This is a genomic window from Rhizomicrobium sp. (genome assembly GCA_037200385.1).
In the GTDB taxonomy this organism is placed as follows: Bacteria; Pseudomonadota; Alphaproteobacteria; order Micropepsales; family Micropepsaceae; genus Rhizomicrobium.
In genome coordinates this window covers 4,254,969-4,270,713 of sequence record JBBCGL010000001.1, presented here as the reverse complement: position 1 = coordinate 4,270,713, position 15,745 = coordinate 4,254,969, and the positions used below count along the sequence as shown (strand labels likewise).

General features: G+C 64.2%; 16 protein-coding genes. 6 read left to right on the top strand and 10 right to left on the bottom strand.

The genetic code is table 11. The annotated features are described in order from the left end of the window. Positions 1–31 precede the first annotated feature (31 nt). From WDM91_20495 to WDM91_20480, 4 genes are all read right to left on the bottom strand, one after another. On the bottom strand, positions 32–847 hold the full coding sequence (locus WDM91_20495; GenBank protein MEI9996986.1) for an alpha/beta hydrolase: 816 nt from the start codon (positions 845–847) through the stop codon (positions 32–34). 25 nt (positions 848–872) lie between these two features. After that, positions 873–2,996, bottom strand: coding sequence for a TonB-dependent receptor (locus WDM91_20490; GenBank protein MEI9996985.1), 2,124 nt, complete (start codon positions 2,994–2,996; stop codon positions 873–875). Positions 2,997–3,214: 218 nt separating this feature from the next. Further along, positions 3,215–4,264, bottom strand: coding sequence for a helix-turn-helix domain-containing protein (locus tag WDM91_20485; protein ID MEI9996984.1), 1,050 nt, complete (start codon positions 4,262–4,264; stop codon positions 3,215–3,217). 52 nt (positions 4,265–4,316) lie between these two features. After that, positions 4,317–5,135, bottom strand: a complete 819-nt coding sequence (locus WDM91_20480; GenBank protein MEI9996983.1) for an SDR family oxidoreductase — start codon at positions 5,133–5,135, stop codon at positions 4,317–4,319. 79 nt (positions 5,136–5,214) lie between these two features. On the opposite strand from WDM91_20480, the gene WDM91_20475 reads away from it, so the two are divergent. After that, positions 5,215–5,799 carry a helix-turn-helix domain-containing protein gene (locus tag WDM91_20475; protein ID MEI9996982.1) on the top strand — a complete coding sequence of 195 codons (585 nt, stop codon included), beginning with the start codon at positions 5,215–5,217 and terminating at the stop codon, positions 5,797–5,799. A 206-nt stretch (positions 5,800–6,005) separates the two neighbouring features. On the opposite strand, the gene WDM91_20470 is transcribed toward WDM91_20475, so the two are convergent. Beyond that, entirely contained in the window at positions 6,006–6,851 is an 846-nt protein-coding gene (locus tag WDM91_20470; GenBank protein MEI9996981.1) for a CmcJ/NvfI family oxidoreductase, read from the bottom strand. A gap of 167 nt (positions 6,852–7,018) precedes the next feature. Here WDM91_20470 and WDM91_20465 point away from each other — a divergent pair, with 167 nt between their 5' ends. From WDM91_20465 to WDM91_20455, 3 genes are all read left to right on the top strand, one after another. Further along, entirely contained in the window at positions 7,019–8,416 is a 1,398-nt protein-coding gene (locus WDM91_20465) for an FAD/NAD(P)-binding protein (protein MEI9996980.1), read from the top strand. A gap of 29 nt (positions 8,417–8,445) precedes the next feature. Next, positions 8,446–9,165 (top strand): SDR family NAD(P)-dependent oxidoreductase, encoded by a 720-nt coding sequence (locus tag WDM91_20460; protein MEI9996979.1) that lies wholly within the window; start codon positions 8,446–8,448, stop codon positions 9,163–9,165. A 324-nt stretch (positions 9,166–9,489) separates the two neighbouring features. After that, entirely contained in the window at positions 9,490–10,587 is a 1,098-nt protein-coding gene (locus WDM91_20455; protein ID MEI9996978.1) for a histidinol-phosphate transaminase, read from the top strand. Here WDM91_20455 and WDM91_20450 read toward each other — a convergent pair. Beyond that, complete coding sequence (locus WDM91_20450; GenBank protein MEI9996977.1) at positions 10,584–11,660, bottom strand: alpha/beta hydrolase fold domain-containing protein; 1,077 nt, start codon at positions 11,658–11,660, stop codon at positions 10,584–10,586. The two genes, WDM91_20455 and WDM91_20450, sit on opposite strands and share 4 nt — an antisense overlap. 97 nt (positions 11,661–11,757) lie before the next feature. Here WDM91_20450 and WDM91_20445 point away from each other — a divergent pair, with 97 nt between their 5' ends. Then, positions 11,758–12,216: an Rrf2 family transcriptional regulator gene (locus tag WDM91_20445; GenBank protein ID MEI9996976.1), complete on the top strand. Its 459-nt coding sequence runs from the start codon at positions 11,758–11,760 to the stop codon at positions 12,214–12,216. On the opposite strand, the gene WDM91_20440 is transcribed toward WDM91_20445, so the two are convergent. From WDM91_20440 to WDM91_20430, 3 genes are read right to left on the bottom strand one after another with little or no spacing between them, the layout of a single operon-like run. After that, positions 12,217–12,510 (bottom strand): hypothetical protein, encoded by a 294-nt coding sequence (locus WDM91_20440; GenBank protein ID MEI9996975.1) that lies wholly within the window; start codon positions 12,508–12,510, stop codon positions 12,217–12,219. A 56-nt stretch (positions 12,511–12,566) separates the two neighbouring features. Then, positions 12,567–13,493 (bottom strand): TauD/TfdA family dioxygenase, encoded by a 927-nt coding sequence (locus WDM91_20435; protein MEI9996974.1) that lies wholly within the window; start codon positions 13,491–13,493, stop codon positions 12,567–12,569. 9 nt (positions 13,494–13,502) lie between these two features. Beyond that, positions 13,503–14,927, bottom strand: coding sequence for an MFS transporter (locus tag WDM91_20430; GenBank protein ID MEI9996973.1), 1,425 nt, complete (start codon positions 14,925–14,927; stop codon positions 13,503–13,505). Positions 14,928–15,025: 98 nt separating this feature from the next. Here WDM91_20430 and WDM91_20425 point away from each other — a divergent pair, with 98 nt between their 5' ends. Then, positions 15,026–15,187, top strand: coding sequence for a hypothetical protein (locus tag WDM91_20425; protein ID MEI9996972.1), 162 nt, complete (start codon positions 15,026–15,028; stop codon positions 15,185–15,187). A gap of 123 nt (positions 15,188–15,310) precedes the next feature. Here WDM91_20425 and WDM91_20420 read toward each other — a convergent pair whose 3' ends face one another. After that, positions 15,311–15,742 (bottom strand): hypothetical protein, encoded by a 432-nt coding sequence (locus WDM91_20420; protein ID MEI9996971.1) that lies wholly within the window; start codon positions 15,740–15,742, stop codon positions 15,311–15,313. Between the last annotated feature and the right edge of the window lie 3 nt (positions 15,743–15,745).

Sequence of the window (15,745 nt, the reverse complement as noted above, 5' to 3'; positions counted from 1 at the left end):
TGCTCAGGAGCACGAGCCAGGCCGTCGCGGTTCACCGCACGAAACGGTCGTTCACGTCGCAGAGGCAAAAGTTGCGTATCTCCCGCGCCGTCATCGCCGCCGCCTCGAGGGGCAGCATATGCCCTTCGCCTGAGAAATTGACCTCCTTGCAGAAGGAAAGCCCGAGCGCCGTCGCGTGCTGTTCGGCGGGCGGAACGACGACATCGCGAACGCCGCTGAGGACGAGTGCGGGAATCCGGATTTCACCCAGCCGCGGCGTGATCACCTGATCCGGAAAGGTCGAGAAAAAAGCTTCGTGGACGGAGCGGTCCATGATCCCGATCGAGTCGACGGCTTGGTCGATGGCGTTGCGATCGGCGTGCACATACATGGACGAAAAGAAATCGAACATCGCATCGCGGTCCCCTCCCCGCTCCGTAAGCAGCCGTCTGACCTCGACCGGCGTGTGACCGCCGCCGCTCGCGGGCGCCGTCGCCAGCAGGCAGAGCGCGGAAAAAATGCCGGGATGGCGCATCGTCGCGTACAGGCCGGTGAAGCCGCCGAGCGAGTGGCCCGCGTGGACGGCGCCTTGGAGCCCGAGCGCATCGGCGAACGCCGCCACATCGTCGGCGATGGTCGCGAGGGACCAGTTCGCCGTTTCGCCGGCCGATGCCCCGTGCCCTCGAAGATCGAGCGCATAGACCGTGAAATCTCCAGCCAGAAGAGACAGGAGTTCGCGATAGGCTGGCCCGGTGCTTCGCATCGCGTAGCCATGCACGAAAACGAGCGGCGGTCCCTTTGCGAGATCATGAACCTCGTATCCCAGTCGCGCGCCGTTTGCGTCGACGTATTTCTGTCTGTCGGCCATTCACGCAGTCCTTCCGGTCCAGGTGCTAGAAATGATAGCCGGCGGATATTCCGATCTCCCGGCCCGGGTCCAGTCCGCCGAGCGCAAGAGAGCCCAGGAGCGCCGAGACGACGATCACATGGTTCTTGATGACCGCATCGGTGGCGTTGAGCGCGAACACGCTCGCCGTCCATCTGTCGTCCTCGCTCGCATAGTTGATCGACAGATCGAGCTTTCCGGCCGGTCCTTGCGAAGACACCGGCAAATTGAACGGATCGAAGAAGAGCCGTGACTTCCAGTCGTACCGCGCGCTCAGCGTGACGGTACCGGGAACGGAAATCGGCACGTCGTAGTAAGCGGCGCCGCTCAGCGAGAATTTGGGCGCTTGCGGCAACAGATGGCCCGCGAGGTTCAGGATCCCCAGGCCAGGTCTGGCCGAATCCTCGGTATTGAACACGTCGAAATGGGCATCCAGCCAGTCTCCGGACAGTTCGAGACGGAGTTCGTCGGAGACCCGGCCCACGAATTCCGCTTCGAAGCCGTCGATCGTCGAACTTGCTGCGTTGGTGACGGCTTCCGATACGCCGTTCACCTGATTGACCTGCATATTGCTGTAGCTCATGTGAAAGGCCGCCAGGTTGGCCTGCAGCCGGCCATTCAAATAGGAGCCTTTCAGATCGGCCTCGACACTGGTGTTTTCTTCCGGACTGAAAGGACCCTGCAACGATCCGATGGAAAAGCCGCCGCTTCTATATCCGGTCGAGTATTTCAGGAATCCGGTGACGGCGTCGCTGAAGTCGTAGGACGCGCCCGCCTCGTAGGTGATGTGGTTCCAACCTTTTTGGTGGTCCAGGGTTCCCACGAAATCGTTGAATTCATCGGCGGCCTTGTGGTCGCTGGTGTATCTGAGCCCGGCAAAGACCTTCAGTCCGGGCTCGATTTCATACTGGCCATGGACATAGGCGGCGTAAGACGACGTGCCCAGAGTCCCGCCGAGGATGACGGGGATGGCCAGATAGCGGATGGGCACCGTGATCTGCTGAAATTCATTCTCGTGGAAATAGTTCGCGCCGACCACGTAGGTGAAGGGATGGGACGGATCCGACGAATACAGCACCTCGGCGTAATATTGATTGGACCTCTGGAGATACTCGGTGTGCGTGAAGTCGACGCCCGTCCCGGAGCCGTTCTGGCTTGTGAACTGGTCGTAGGAATCGACCGCGACGACGGCCTTGAGGTCGCCGCCGTCGAGGACCCAGTCGGTCGTCAGCGTCGCGCCGGCGGCTTTCAGATTGTTGACGCCCACATTCGAGTAGGTCTCGCGCTTGTCGATATTGCCCGAGGGGGCGCCCTGGATCTGGACCGGAAGCGGTGCGCCTGGAGGGACATCGCCCAGCAGGAACAGGGCGGCTCCGCTGTCGTCTTCCTTTTGATAGTCCAGCGAAAGTCGGACCGTCAGGTCGCCCGTCGGCAACCATTCCAACTGACCGCGCCCCGAATAGTTGTTCTGGCCATCAAACCGGGAGGGTCCGTCCGGAGCGAGGTTGCGCGTGTAACCGTCGTTGTAGGTTTGCTGGACCGCGAGGCGGGCAAGCCATTGGCCGTCCGATGTGAGCGGCCCGCTCACGAAGGCCGTACTGTGGTCCTGCGTGGGACCGAAGCCTACCGATGTATCGATTCCGGCGGCGAACTGCTCGGTCGGGAGATTGGGGATGACATTGACGGCGCCGCCGGTGGCGTTGCGGCCAAAGAGCGTGCCCTGCGGACCGCGCAATATCTCCACGCGGCTGACGTCGAGCATCGAGCTGATCGTCAAGCCCGACTGCGCAAGATAGACACCGTCATAGTTGAAGGCGACGCCGGGATCGGAGCCGGCGACGGTCTGCGGATTGCCGATGCCGCGGATCGTGATATCGGCATTGGTGCTGTAGATGCCGATCTGGACGTCGGGACTCGACGCGACCAGATCCGTCAGCGTCACGACGTGGTCGGCGGCAAGCTGTTTGCCGCTATAGGCGGAAACCGCGGTGGGCGTTTCCCTGACCGTCGTTTCGCGCCGCGATGCCGTTACGGTGACCGTCTCTATCTCGGAGGACTGCGCGTTCGGCGATTGTGCCGATGCGCTTGTCTGCGCCGCGACGCCGCCGGCCGCCAAGCTCCATGAAACCACTGCGCAACCGCAAAGAAGAACCGGTCTCAGCACGGCATGCCGCGCGCGAATTTGCGTCCTGTCCAAAGCTTCCTCCCCGAAACTGTTTTATTTCGAGGGATGTCGCGACCACGCCCCCCGAGCCCTGACGGGCTTGATTTGCTTCATTTTTCGGGGAGATCGGCGGATTACATAGGACGGAAAGGCTCACGCAGCCGGCGAAATGGGGACAGTTGCGCTTAAACGCACATCGCTTTGGCGAACGCCTGAATGCGCCGATGCACAGCCGGGTTCGGCCTCAGGATGTCGGCGGAGGCGTGTTCCATTCGCCATTCCAATGGAGTCCTGCCCGTCGCGCTTTTGATGAATCGCCGGAAGCTTCGCGCGTCCGAATAGCCGATCCGCGCGGCGACGGCATCGACGCTGTCCGCCGTGTTGAGCAGCAGATCGAGACCTGCGGAGACGAGCGCCTTTTCGCGGGCCTGGCGCAGACCGCCGTCGAAGCGATCCATGCGGCGTCGCAATGTGGCCTGACTGATGCCGGCGGCTTGCGCCAGTTGACGCGCGCGAAAATCGCGCATCGAGTGTTTCGGCGCGATCGCGGCGACCGCGGCCGGTTCCACGAATGCAAGCCACTCCCGGAACACATCGCAAAACAGGTCGTCCGTGCCGTTGGCCATGCGTGGGGCCAGCAAGACCGCTTTCGGAAACCGCAAGGCCGAAAGGCTGCCGAGACGGACCGGAGCACCTGCGGCCCAGTGGGTCCGTCCCAGATTCATATGCGTCGGATCGCGGGTCTCAACCGCGCTCAGCGGCAGGATTTTGCCGATGAAGTGATTCACGCACATGAACAGGAAGCTGAGATAGGCGTCTTCCAGGGACGTGGAATCCGATCCGGATTGACCGTCCTCGCAGTGCACCGCGAGAACTGCCTCGTCATAGTCGACGGTCAAGCGAACCTTCATGGTCGTCGACGCCAAGTCATACAAATGAGCGACCGCGCCGATGGCGCTTTCGAGCGTCGAACAGCCGAACATCGCCCGGATGGCAACCGTTCCCAAGCCGACGGGGATTCGGCCGCGACTGTTTCTCCGGGCTTCGTCGTCGGTGCTCAAATTGGTATGGTAGTAGAACAAGGCGAGCTGCGCCGACGAAATGCGGTCTCGATCGTCGCCAAAGCGGGGTTCGATGAGCGCCATATCGAACAAGTGATCGAGCGAGACGCCCTCTGCAACAGCGTTTGCACAGTGCCGTCTGGCCCACGATAGCGGGATGCTCTGAATTCTCATGACCGCCACAGTCCTTCAGTGCTCACGGACTGTGCATGCAGCCCCGGTGTAGTCAAGGAGCGCGCGCCGGCGAGGTCGGCGCGCGACGATAGCGGGGCGACGGCGTACCATTCTGCGTCGCCGCAAATAGGGCATGGCGCGCGGCGTCATAGGCGCCCCACAGCGCCTCGTCGTGAACCGAAGGCAACGTGATGGCTTCGCCTCTGTCGAATCCGGCAAGGGCCGCGTCGACCATGTTCTCCGCGGTCATGACCACGGCGGGATCGAACGCCGAAAGCGGGATCCCCGCCTGATCGTAAAATTCGGTCGCGGTCCCTGCCGGAAGAACGACCTGCACCCTCACGCCCGTGCCGGCAAGCTCTTCCTGGAGGCCGCGGCTGAAGTTCAGCACATAGCCTTTGGTTCCACTGTAAAGAGAGGTGATCGCAAGGGCATGGAGCGCCATCACCGACGACACGTTGATGATCGCGCCCGCATTCCTCGCAAGGAACGCCGGAAGAACCGCACGGGTCAGGCGCGTCAAGGCCGTGATGTTGAGGGCGATCGTCGAGGCCATGTCTTCGACCGCCATGTCCGCCGTGCCGCCGAGCTTGCCGTTGCCGGCATTGTTCACAAGAAGGGACATGGCGGGGTTCGTGGCGAGGATGTGTTCGACGCGCGCAATGTCGGCATCCTTGGTCAGGTCTGCGCCGATCGCGTCGACTTTGACGCCATGCGCCTGCGACAGCTTTGCAGCGAGTGTCTTCAGACGTTCGGCGCGCCGGGCGACGAGCACGAGATCGTAGCCGCGAGCAGCTAGACGTTCGGCATAGACGGCGCCGATGCCCGACGAGGCGCCCGTCACAAGCGCGACAGGCTTTCGAGAAATCATGCCTGGTCCCCAGTTGTTTAATGATCGTTATGTATCTTTGGGTTGACCCTCGCAGTCAATCCTTTATTTAACGGTCGTTATGGAACTGGCGGCAAAACATCCCGGTGGTCGGCCGCGTGGCTTCGATCGTGACGCTGTGCTGGAAACAGCGATGCGCCTGTTCTGGCGTCAAGGCTACGAAGGCGTTTCATTCCAACAACTTACGGCCGAAACGGGACTTGCAGCACCAAGCCTTTATGCAGCGTTTGGCAACAAAGCATCGCTCTATCGCGAGGCGATCGATCGGTACGCCGCGATGCGGGGTGCGTCGGACCTGTCATTCATGGGCGAGCGGTTCACGCTCGCGGAAGCGGTCCGCCTGTTGCTCGAAGGCACAGCCAAAGGGCTGCTCGACCCGGCGGGCGAGCTGGGTTGCATGCTCAACACCGGCTTGATCGCCAGCCATCCCGATCATGCCGACCTCGCCCGGGAATTGACCGAACGTCGCGCCGCGTTCCGCGATCTGCTTGCCCGGAAGCTCCGCTTCTGGGTGGACGACGAACGCGCCGAAAATCTGGCTCGCTATCTCACCACCGTGATGCAAGGCATGGCGATCCAAGCCAGGGACGGCGCGACCGCCGGCGAACTCCAGGCCATTGTGGATGAGGCCTTGCGGGCGTCCTGACCCGTGGTCCACACGTTCCGCCGGCTGTCATTCCCAATAGCGATTGCTTTGTCGCGATCGCGGATCGCCAGAATGCCTCCGCGCCGATTCCTGCGCGGCATGAGCATTCCATACGCCGTCCGACGGAGCCGCCGATTCTCGGAGCGCCCGGTCGGCTTGGCCAGCCTCGCACAGCGCGAGACGCTCGCTCAGGTCGATGGCGGCGCTCACGGGCTGGGTCCGAAGAACACCAGTGCCCGCACCTCGATGCTCTCGCGCGGCAGCGCGGTCGGCGGCGTCGTCGGATCGTCGAAGCCGGTATGCGGCGCAAAGCGGGCCGGGTTGGTGACGTCGGAGTCGAATCCCTTGATGAGGATGACCTCTTCGCGCTGCAGGCGCGGGAAGTAGAACCAGCGATGCCGCGGATTGTATTGGACGGAATAGGTCTCGCCGACCTTGTCGCGATAGATGAGGTCGCTGGGGATCAGGTCCGTCTTGTCCAGGGTGCGCCCGTCGAGCACCGCCAGCGGCGTGTCCTCCAGCGGACCCCGGATCGGGCGCCAGACATTCACCTCGATGAAGCGATAGCGCAGTCGTTCGACGGCCTCTTCCCACGTCAGGTTTTCGTGTGCGCGGCGGACACCCGAGAACTCGGTGTAATCGTTGTGAACGCGCCGGACCGGCTCGCGCATTCCGGCCACGCCCTCCTTGGCCTTCGGGACGGAGCGGATCGTATGGTCGAAGATCACGACCTTGTTGCCACCGGTCTCGCGCTTCAGGAGCGCCTCGATTTCGGGATAGTAGGTCGCGCGCAGTTCGTCCTCGTCGTAGAAATCCGACACGCGGCTTTCGTGGCGCCGCAGAGCGAAGCCCTGCTCGTCGAGCGATAAGGCATCGGCGACGGCGCGGCCGTCACGGATCAGCACGTTCTCGACACTGTTCACCTCGCCCGAACGCGGCGGCACGCCTGGTGCAGGCTCGAACGTGTAGCTGTAGGGCTTGACGCCCGTGCGGACCAGGTAGTGAAGCGTCGCCCGGACGCCGGCAAGTGCATCGATCTGCTGGATATTCACGGGGACCTCCGAAATTTCCGATTGCACGCGGGTAGTGGATCGCCGATACTCTATTGAGTCAATAGACTTTGACTTGCGTATCCTGCATGGCGTGGCCGCAAAATTGCCGGCTATCCCGCCGCGAAAGGCGGAATGGGCCATTGTCTGACAAACACAGGAGGATCGGCGTGAACCGGCAAGACGTGGCGATCTGCGGAAACGGGGCCGCCGCGGTCGCCCTGTTCCGCGCCTTGGCGCGCAACGCGCACGGCCCACTGTCCATAACCATCGTGGGACCGGAGGCGCAGTTCGCGAAAGGCGCCGCCTATGGAACATCCGATCCGGCGCATGTCCTCAACGTTCCTGCCGAGAAGATGTCGGCGGACGCGGAGGAACCGGATCAATTCGTTGACTGGCTCGGCCGCCAGCATGTCCGCATCCCGGATGGGCCCGACAGATTCGTTCCGCGAGAATTGTATGGACGCTATCTCGTCGATCTGGTCGAGAGCACGCGGCAGCAGTTTCGCGGGAAGATCGAATTGAACATCCTTTCGTCCGAGGTCGTCGGGCTGGGGCGGCAACAGGACGGGTGGTGCGTCTTTCACACTGCCGGCGTGTTGTCGGCCGGCAAACTCGTCCTGGCGACCGGGCATGGATCGCCGCGGCCGCTGGCCCGCTTGTTCGGCGGCGAGGTCGCCCACGCGGTCGTCGACGATCCTTGGGGGCCGTGGTCCGTCGAGTCCACGGCGCGCATCCTCATCGTCGGCAGTGGCCTGACCGCCGTCGACACTGCGCTGACTCGCCTGGACGAGGGACATAGAGGGAAGATCGTCATGCTGTCGCGCCATGGGCGTCTGCCGCAGATGCATGTCGCACACCAGGCGGGCGCGGCGCTTCCCGGTCCCTATCCCGACCGGGCCTCGATGCTGCTGCAAAGCCTGCGATCCGCCGTCAGGAAAGACGCACCGGCGCCGGAATGGCAGGCTTTCATCGACGCCATGCGCCCGCACTGGCGCGAGGCGTGGTCGGCGTTGCGCGAAGCCGACAAGCGCCGGGCGCTGCGCCACGGCCTCTCCATCTTCAACACGCACCGCCATCGCGTCGCGCCGCATCAGGGCCGCCAGATCGCGGACGCGATCGCCGACGGGCGCGTCGAGATCCTTCGCGGACGTCTTTTGGACCTGACGCCGCATTGCAATTCCGTGCTGGCGCACATCGCCACGGCGACCGGTCGACTTGAGGCGGTCTTCGGCCGGGTGGTGAACTGCAGCGGCCCGAACTCCGATGTCGATCGCAGCCCGGGTACCCTTCTGAAAACGCTGATCGCGCGCGGCTTGGCACGCCCGGGCCCGGCCGATCTCGGCATCGATGTCGACGATGCCGACCGCGTCCTCGACCGCGACGGCGCCCCCCAGCCGGACCTGTTCGCGATGGGCGCACTGACCCGCGGCAAGTGGTGGGAAATCACCGCAATGCCCGAGATCGCTCGCCAAGCCCGCCGGATCGCTTGGACCATATCGGCGCAAGGAACGGCAACGTCGCGGCAGGCCGCCGAAACCGCTGGACATACTCTACTTGTTGGATAGACTTTCAGCACCTTTCGCTGGAGGACCAAATGGCGGCGCAAAGCATACTGATCGTCGGCGTCGGTGCCCGTGAGGGTCTGGGCGCGGCTCTTGCCAAGCGGTTCCTTGATGGCGGGTTTTCCGTTGCGATTGCAGGCCGCAACGCGTCGAAGCTGGAAGAGACCGCGAAGGCACTGGGCGGCGATGTCGAGGCCTTGGTCGGCGACGCGGCCAATGCCGCCGATGTGGCGCGCTTCGTCGCCGCCGCCAACCGGCGCGCGCCCTTGGCAGTGGTCATCCACAATGCCGGCAGCAACCAGCCGGCGCCGTTCCTGAAAGTCACGCCGGAGACGTTCGAGCAGCATTGGCGCGAGCACGCGCTGGGCGGATTCCATGTCGCGCAGGCGGCCCTTCCGGTATTGCTCGACAATGGCGGCGGCTCGCTCTTCTTCACCGGCGCGTCCGGCAGCCTGCGGGGCAAGGCGAACTTCGCGCCCTTTGCCGCGGCAAAGGCCGCTTTACGGGCCCTGGCGCAGAGCATCGCGCGAGAATACGGACCCAAGAACATCCATGTCGGCCATATCGTGATCGACGGCGGCATCGGCGGCGAGAGGCTCCTGTCGCGTGCGCCGCAGCTACGCGAGCAGCGTGGGGTGGACGGCCTGCTCGCCATCGATGCGATCGCCGAAACCTACTGGGCTCTGCATCACCAGCACCGCAGCGCCTGGACGCTCGAGCTCGATCTGCGGCCATGGGCCGAGACCTTTTGACCTGGCTGTGCGAGGCTGAAGGTGTCCAGAGATCGTCTCTATGCCGGACTGGTCAGGGCACTCGCCGAGGCGTTCGGCCGGTCGTCCGGTACTTCGCCCCATCCGGCATACCGCCGGATGAGCGGCATCTGTCCCTGCGAATGCCAATCCGCCGGCGGCTATCAGTGGCTTTATCCTGGATTGATCATGCCCATGGGCAGCAGCGGCACGGATCGATGCAGCTGCGATAGTACCGACAGCGAGCGCGACACCCGCATATGCTAGACTTCGCTACCATCGACCGGCGACGATCCGGCGGTCGTGCTCAATCCCTGTCGGTGAACGATGTCAGATGATCCTGCGCTCACACGCCGCGTTTGGCTTGGAGGAGCATCCGCCGCCGGACTGATGCTTGGCGGCCGGGCCGGTGCCGTCGCATCTGCAAATCCCGTCCGGTTGTCGCTGAACGAGAATCCATTGGGCCCGTCGCCGCAGGCGCGCGCCGCGATCGAGCGCGAGCTTGGTCAGGTTGCCCGCTATGTGGGCGTGGAGGCGCGCGGGCTCGAACGGCAGATCGCGGCGCGGGAAGGCGTCGCGCCCGATCAGATCATCCTGGGAGAGATTCTCGACAGCTTGGGGCTCCAGCTCGCTCTCGCCGGCGGGCCGGGCGGCGAGTTCATCTATTCCCGGCCCGGCTATACCGCGTTGGTCGATGCGGTCGCGCCGGGCGGCGGCGTGGTCGTCGGCGTTCCGCTCGACGCACAGCTGGCGAATGATCTGCCGGCCATCGCCGGCCGTGTCGGGCCGCGGACGCGCGCCGTCTATCTCGTCAATCCGCACAATCCCACGGGCACGGTCGGCGATGCCGGTCGGTTCAAGGACTTCGTCCGCGGGGCCGCCGCACGAACGACGGTGATCGTGGATGAGGCCTATCTGGAGTTCGACGACGATTTCGCCGGGCGGACCGCCGTCGGCCTGACGCGGGAAGGCGCCAACGTCATCGTGTTTCGCACCTTTGGCAAGATCTACGGCCTGGCGGGTCTATCGATCGGCTATGCCGTCGCGCCAGGGCCGCTGGCCCTGTCGCTCAAGAAGAAGGGACTGGGCGATCCGCACACGCTCAATCGCCTTGCGATCGCCGCAGCATCCGCGAGTCTCGGGGACGAAGCCTATGTCGCGACGCTACGCCAGAAGGTGGCGGCGGAGCGGCGCACCTGGCATGCCCTTCTCGATCGGCTGCGCCTTCGCCGCACCGACGCACGCGGCAACTTCGTGTTCTTCGAGACCAGACGGCCGCACGCGGCGTTTGCCGCAGACATGCTGGGGCAGGGTATCGAGATCGCGCGCGCCTTTCCGCCGCTCGACGCGTGGGCCCGCATCAGCATCGGCCTGCCGGAAGAAAACGAGCGCGCGAGAGACGCGGTGCGCGCGATCCTTGGCTAGATGGTCGGCAGCGCGCAGGTGCCCGAACCGAACCCCTTCTGGCGAGGTTTGGCCGCGGGCAGGCCGGCGACAGCCTGCGCCACGCGTCGTACGGCGACATTGGCAGCGGCAAGTGCGCCCCCCAGGAGCATGAAGTCGTGGATCATATCGGCGAACCCGAGCGATTCGACCGGAACGCCGCTCTCCTGCAATCGCCCGGCATAGGCGACCGCTTCGTCGCGCAAGCGGTCGAAACCGGCATACAGGATGACCGACGGCGGCAGACGGCTCACGTCATAGGCGAAAAGCGGCGATAGACGCCACAGGCCGGGCTTGCTGTGGCCGGCAGCATAAGCCTGGCGATACCGGCGGTGCATCTGTGCCGTCAGCGGACCGTGCGCATCCGGGGTCTTGTGCGACGGCATGCAGGCCGACATGTCGAGACAAGGATAGAGCAGAATCTGGCGATGCGGCTGATAGCCCGTCGCTTCGTTGCATTCCGCCAGACAGGCTGCGGCGGCGAGATTGCCGCCCGCGCCATCGCCGGCAAGGGCGATCCGGTCGGGGTCTATCCCCAGCCAGCGGCGGTTCGCGTGGACCCAGCGCAGCGCGGCGCGCGTATCGTCGAAAGCGGCCGGGAAAGGGTGTTCGGGGGCCAGACGGTAGTGAACATAGACGACGATGCTGTCGGTCGCGTTCGCAATCTGCCGGCAGAGCGGCTCATAGATCTCGAACGTGCCGGCCGTCCAACCGCCGCCGTGCAGGAACAGAATGGCGGACATGCTTTTTCGATCCACGCTTGCGATCGGGCGGATGACACTCACCGGCGGCCCTTCGCCGGCGCGCGGGTGGACGTGGAAGACGCTATCGACCGCCTCACGGGCCGGCACAAAGGGTTTGCGACACGCCTCGTAGCGCCGACGCAGCTCCTCGATGTCGTCGAACGGTTGGGGCGCGCGGCACGCCAGCTGCGCACTCACCTGCAAGGCTTCGGCAGCTGGCTGCCCGTCACGGGCCTGCCAAGCCAGGCGCGGTTCCGCGGACGGGCCGGTGGTTTCGGGGGCTGCCTCCTTCCAGCCGGCGTCCTGCCTCATCTCAGTCTCCATGATAGTCTAGCGCATTTCTATACTAAATGACCGAATATTGCGATAGCGCCGGCAGGTGGCTATATAGAGCGCAGCTGGGGATCAAATGCTGTCCAACAAAGCCAAATACGCCTTCAAGGCGATGTTCGCGCTCTCGCGCCTCGCACCGGGGCAGCTTCTGCAGGCGTGGGACATCGCGACTGAGGAAAACATCTCCAAGAAGTTCCTCGATCTCATTCTCCTGGAGCTCCGCGGACAGGGCCTGGTCCGCACCGTACGCGGCCAGCACGGCGGCTATGCGCTCGCAAAGCCGCCGAGCGAGATTACGCTCGGACAAATCGTACGGATCATCGACGGCCCCCTGGCGCCCATCGCCTGCGCGAGCGTCACCGCCTATCGCCGCTGCAAGGATTGCAAGGACGAATCGAATTGCCTGGTCCGCCAGAGCATGCGTCGCGTGCGTGACGCCGCGTCCGACGTTCTGGACCACACGACTCTGGCGAGTGCGCTTTTGATGGAGCGGGCCCGGAAGCCCGCCAAAAAGGCGAAGCGCCGCGCCGCCTGATCACCACGCCAATAGCGCCGAGAGAGTCTCGGCGATCCAATGTGCGCGCTTCAAGTGCCAGCGTAGGACGGCACGTGCCCGGTCGTCGCGCAGATCCAAGTGGAGCAGCTCGCGCGCCATATCCTCTTCGCTACTGCCCGCGGCTTCTTCGTCCAGAAGCCGGGCGTAAAGATCGATGTTCCGCTTGTCATAGGCGGAGGGCCGTTCGCTCCACGCGGCCGGCGCGCGAACCGCCCCGCGAGGATTTCGGCCAGCCCGCCCGACAAGGCCCGGAAATGCGAGAACCTGCGCCATCCGTGAAACACCCGTGGCGGGCGGACGGGAATGCCCATCCGCCCGACCGTTTCCGTTCATTCCGCCGCGTGCTGGAGGTCTGGCGCCTTGACCTCCTTGCGACGCGTCACGCTGGACGTGCCATCGATCCCGACGGGCACGTCGCCGTCGATCGTCACGCGATGCAGCTCGCGCCTCTCGGTGAAATCGCCGATGCCGTAGTGCTGGGTGGCACGATTGTCCCAGATCGCGACGTCGCCCAGCGCCCAATGCCAGCGTACCGTGTTCTCCAGCCGCGTGATGTGGTCCTGGAAAATGGCGATGAGACGCGCGGAGTCGTCGCGGTTGAGCCCGATGATCTTCTGCGCGAAATTTCCGAGCAGCAGCGTGCGCTCTCCCGTCTCCGGATGGACGCGGACCAGCGGATGCTCGGTCTCGTAGACCGTGGAAGCAAAGACATTCCTGTGATGCTTCACGCGGTCTGCCGACGCGTCGGGGCGGGCGGCGGCATAGTCGAACGCATTGGTGTGCAGTGCCCAGAGCTTGTCCGCCAGCTCGCGCAGCGGCACCGGCAGGTGCTCATAGGCGGCGGCCGTGTTGGCCCACACCGTGTCGCCGCCCTTCGGCGGCAGATGCACGGCGCGCAGGATCGACGCGAGCGGATAAGCGTCCACGAAGGTCACGTCGGTATGCCACTGGTTCGCGGCATAGGTACCGTCGGAGACGATGTTCAGCGCGCTTTCCGTTCCCTCGATCTTTGGAACGGTCGGATGCGGCACAAGATTGCCCAGCAGCTTGCCAAAGGCTTCCTGCTGCGCATCCGTCAGATCGTGCTGATCGCGGAAAAATATCACCTTATGCTTGAACAGCGCCTTGCGGATGGCAGCGACGGTGCGCGCCTCAAGGTCGCCGCCGAGCTTGACCCCCAGAATTTCGGCGCCGATCCGCCCGGCGACGGGGCGGTACTCCAGTTCGATGTCTTCGATCTTCTCATGCAAACCCATGTCGATCTCCTAGTTGAGGGCCTGAGGGAAAGGTTCGGCTCGGCCGAGATAGTCCGCACGGCCGCGCTCTTCGAGCGCGATGCGCAGTTCGGCATGGCGGCGCTCGTCGAGCGGAAAGCGCCAGATCAGGACGGCCGAGAAAAGATGACCCAATGCCGGTCCCACCGCGAACAGGACGGCAAGAGCCGACAGCGCGGCATGCGAATTGGCACGACCCGGTGTGAATCCGAAGAAGGCGATCAGCGGATAGGCGATGCCGACGGCGGCGGCGGCCGCGGCATTGTTGGTGACGTTGAAGATCGAAAACAGAAGACCGGACTGCTCCTTGCCGGTCTTGAGCCGGTGATCGTCCGCCAGATCGCTGACGATGGAGCGCAGCATCAGATTGCCGGAGCCCTGCGCAAACCCCTGCGCGACGGTAAGCGCCAGCAGCGGCCAGAAGCGGCCCGGCGCGATGAAAAGCAGACCGAGATTGATCGCGATCTGGGCGATTTCTCCCAGCACCACGGTCTGATGCTTGCCGAAGCGGTAGCCGACACGCAGCCATAGCGGCGCGGCGAAGACGCCGAACACGAATTGCAGCAGGAATAGGAGGCTCGCCCATTTCGGCAAGCCCATATAGGCGCTGACGAAGAAGACGAAGAGCGCGCCACGGATCCCCTGCCCCGTCGCGACGAAGAAATCGGAAGCCATGACGCGCAGAACAAGCGGATTGGTGGCGAACGTCCGAAGCGCCGCCAGCGTGGAGGCGCTTGACGGCGCGGGCGGACGCGGCGGCTCGCGAAAGCGAGTCAGCAGGAACAGGACGGCCGGTACGAAAGTGACGATGGCGAAGGCGCCCATCGCCGCGATCTTCTCGAACTCGCCCCGCGCCACGAACTGGTCGACCAGCGCCGGCAGGAGCAAGGTCAAGACCAGCCCGAGTGCGCCGCCCGTTTGCAGGAAGGTCTGGACGCGGCTGCGTTCGTGATAGCCGGCGGCCAGTTCGCTCGCCCAGGCGGCAAGCGGCGTGCCGATCATCGTCCAGCCGAGATAGAGCGCAAACAGCGCCAAGCCGAGGTGAAACGCGGTCAGATGTTGCGGCGGCCAATAGACCGCGACGACCGCCGCGATGAAAATCACGGCGCCCGCCGCGATCCAGGGCTTGCGGCGCCCGAAGCGGCTGCGCGTATGGTCGGACAGGAGGCCGATCAGCGGATCGCATAGCGCATTCCACAAGCGGCTCGCCATGAAGACGATACCGACCGTGCCAAGCCCGAGTCCCATGGTCTGGGCATAAAAAGGCGGCAGATAGACGCCCAGCGGAAGGAACACGGCTGCGAGCGGTATCCCGAGCGCGGAAAAAGCGAGCAGACGCCCGACGGGTTGCCTCGCGTCCCTCTTCCACGCCGTCGTATCCACCGCGACCCTCCATGCCGGCCGGCACCATACCATTTAAACTCTATCTTTCAACTAGACTATCTTGCATTTATCTTTGAGCGGAGATATTCATCCGAACGACAAACGCGCGCGAAAGCCGCCGCAGAGGAACCATGCGCGAGTTCGGCACATTGGAATTGCTCGGCTATGCCGTGTTTGCAGCGCTGTTCCTGGCGGTGGTGGGACTGCATCCCGTGCACGCGGTCGATGTCGGATCGGCGGCGGATGCCGCCGCCGCGACACGGGCGGAAGACGCCGCTACGCCGTCACGTTGACGGCGTGCACGCCATATCCCGGTCGGCACCAAGACGAAAAATCCAGCCAGTTCTCAGTCGGTTCATCGAGGGGTTTCTGCCAACCGGTCGCAGGCGGAAAACGGCGTCTCGCGATCACCGACGTCAGTCGCCGGCACTGTGCGGATCGATCTCGCGTATCGGCAAATCCCAGTGGTTCAAGGTCAGTTCCCATCGCCTCTGCTCTTCGCGCTCCAGTACCGTTTCGTCGGGGAAAAGCCGGCGCTGGACCTCCCTCTCATGTGTGGAGGCCGCGTAGTCCGGATATGCGATGACGATGCGATAATCCCAGCGCGAATCCTCGCTCGTATGAAGGCCCGGCCTGTCCACGACATAGCTTGTGACATATCCAAGCTGCTTTTCGCGATCGAGGATGGCGATCTGATACTTCTGGAAGATCTTCCACCATTCGCTCTGGTGGCCGTATTGAATGCGATAGACCCATTCCACCCGATACGGCTTGCCCTCTTGCGCGCGGCTTGCGCCGGTCAGAGCCAACAGAGCCATGCAGGCGGTCGCCAGCGTTCTGCGGTGCATGCC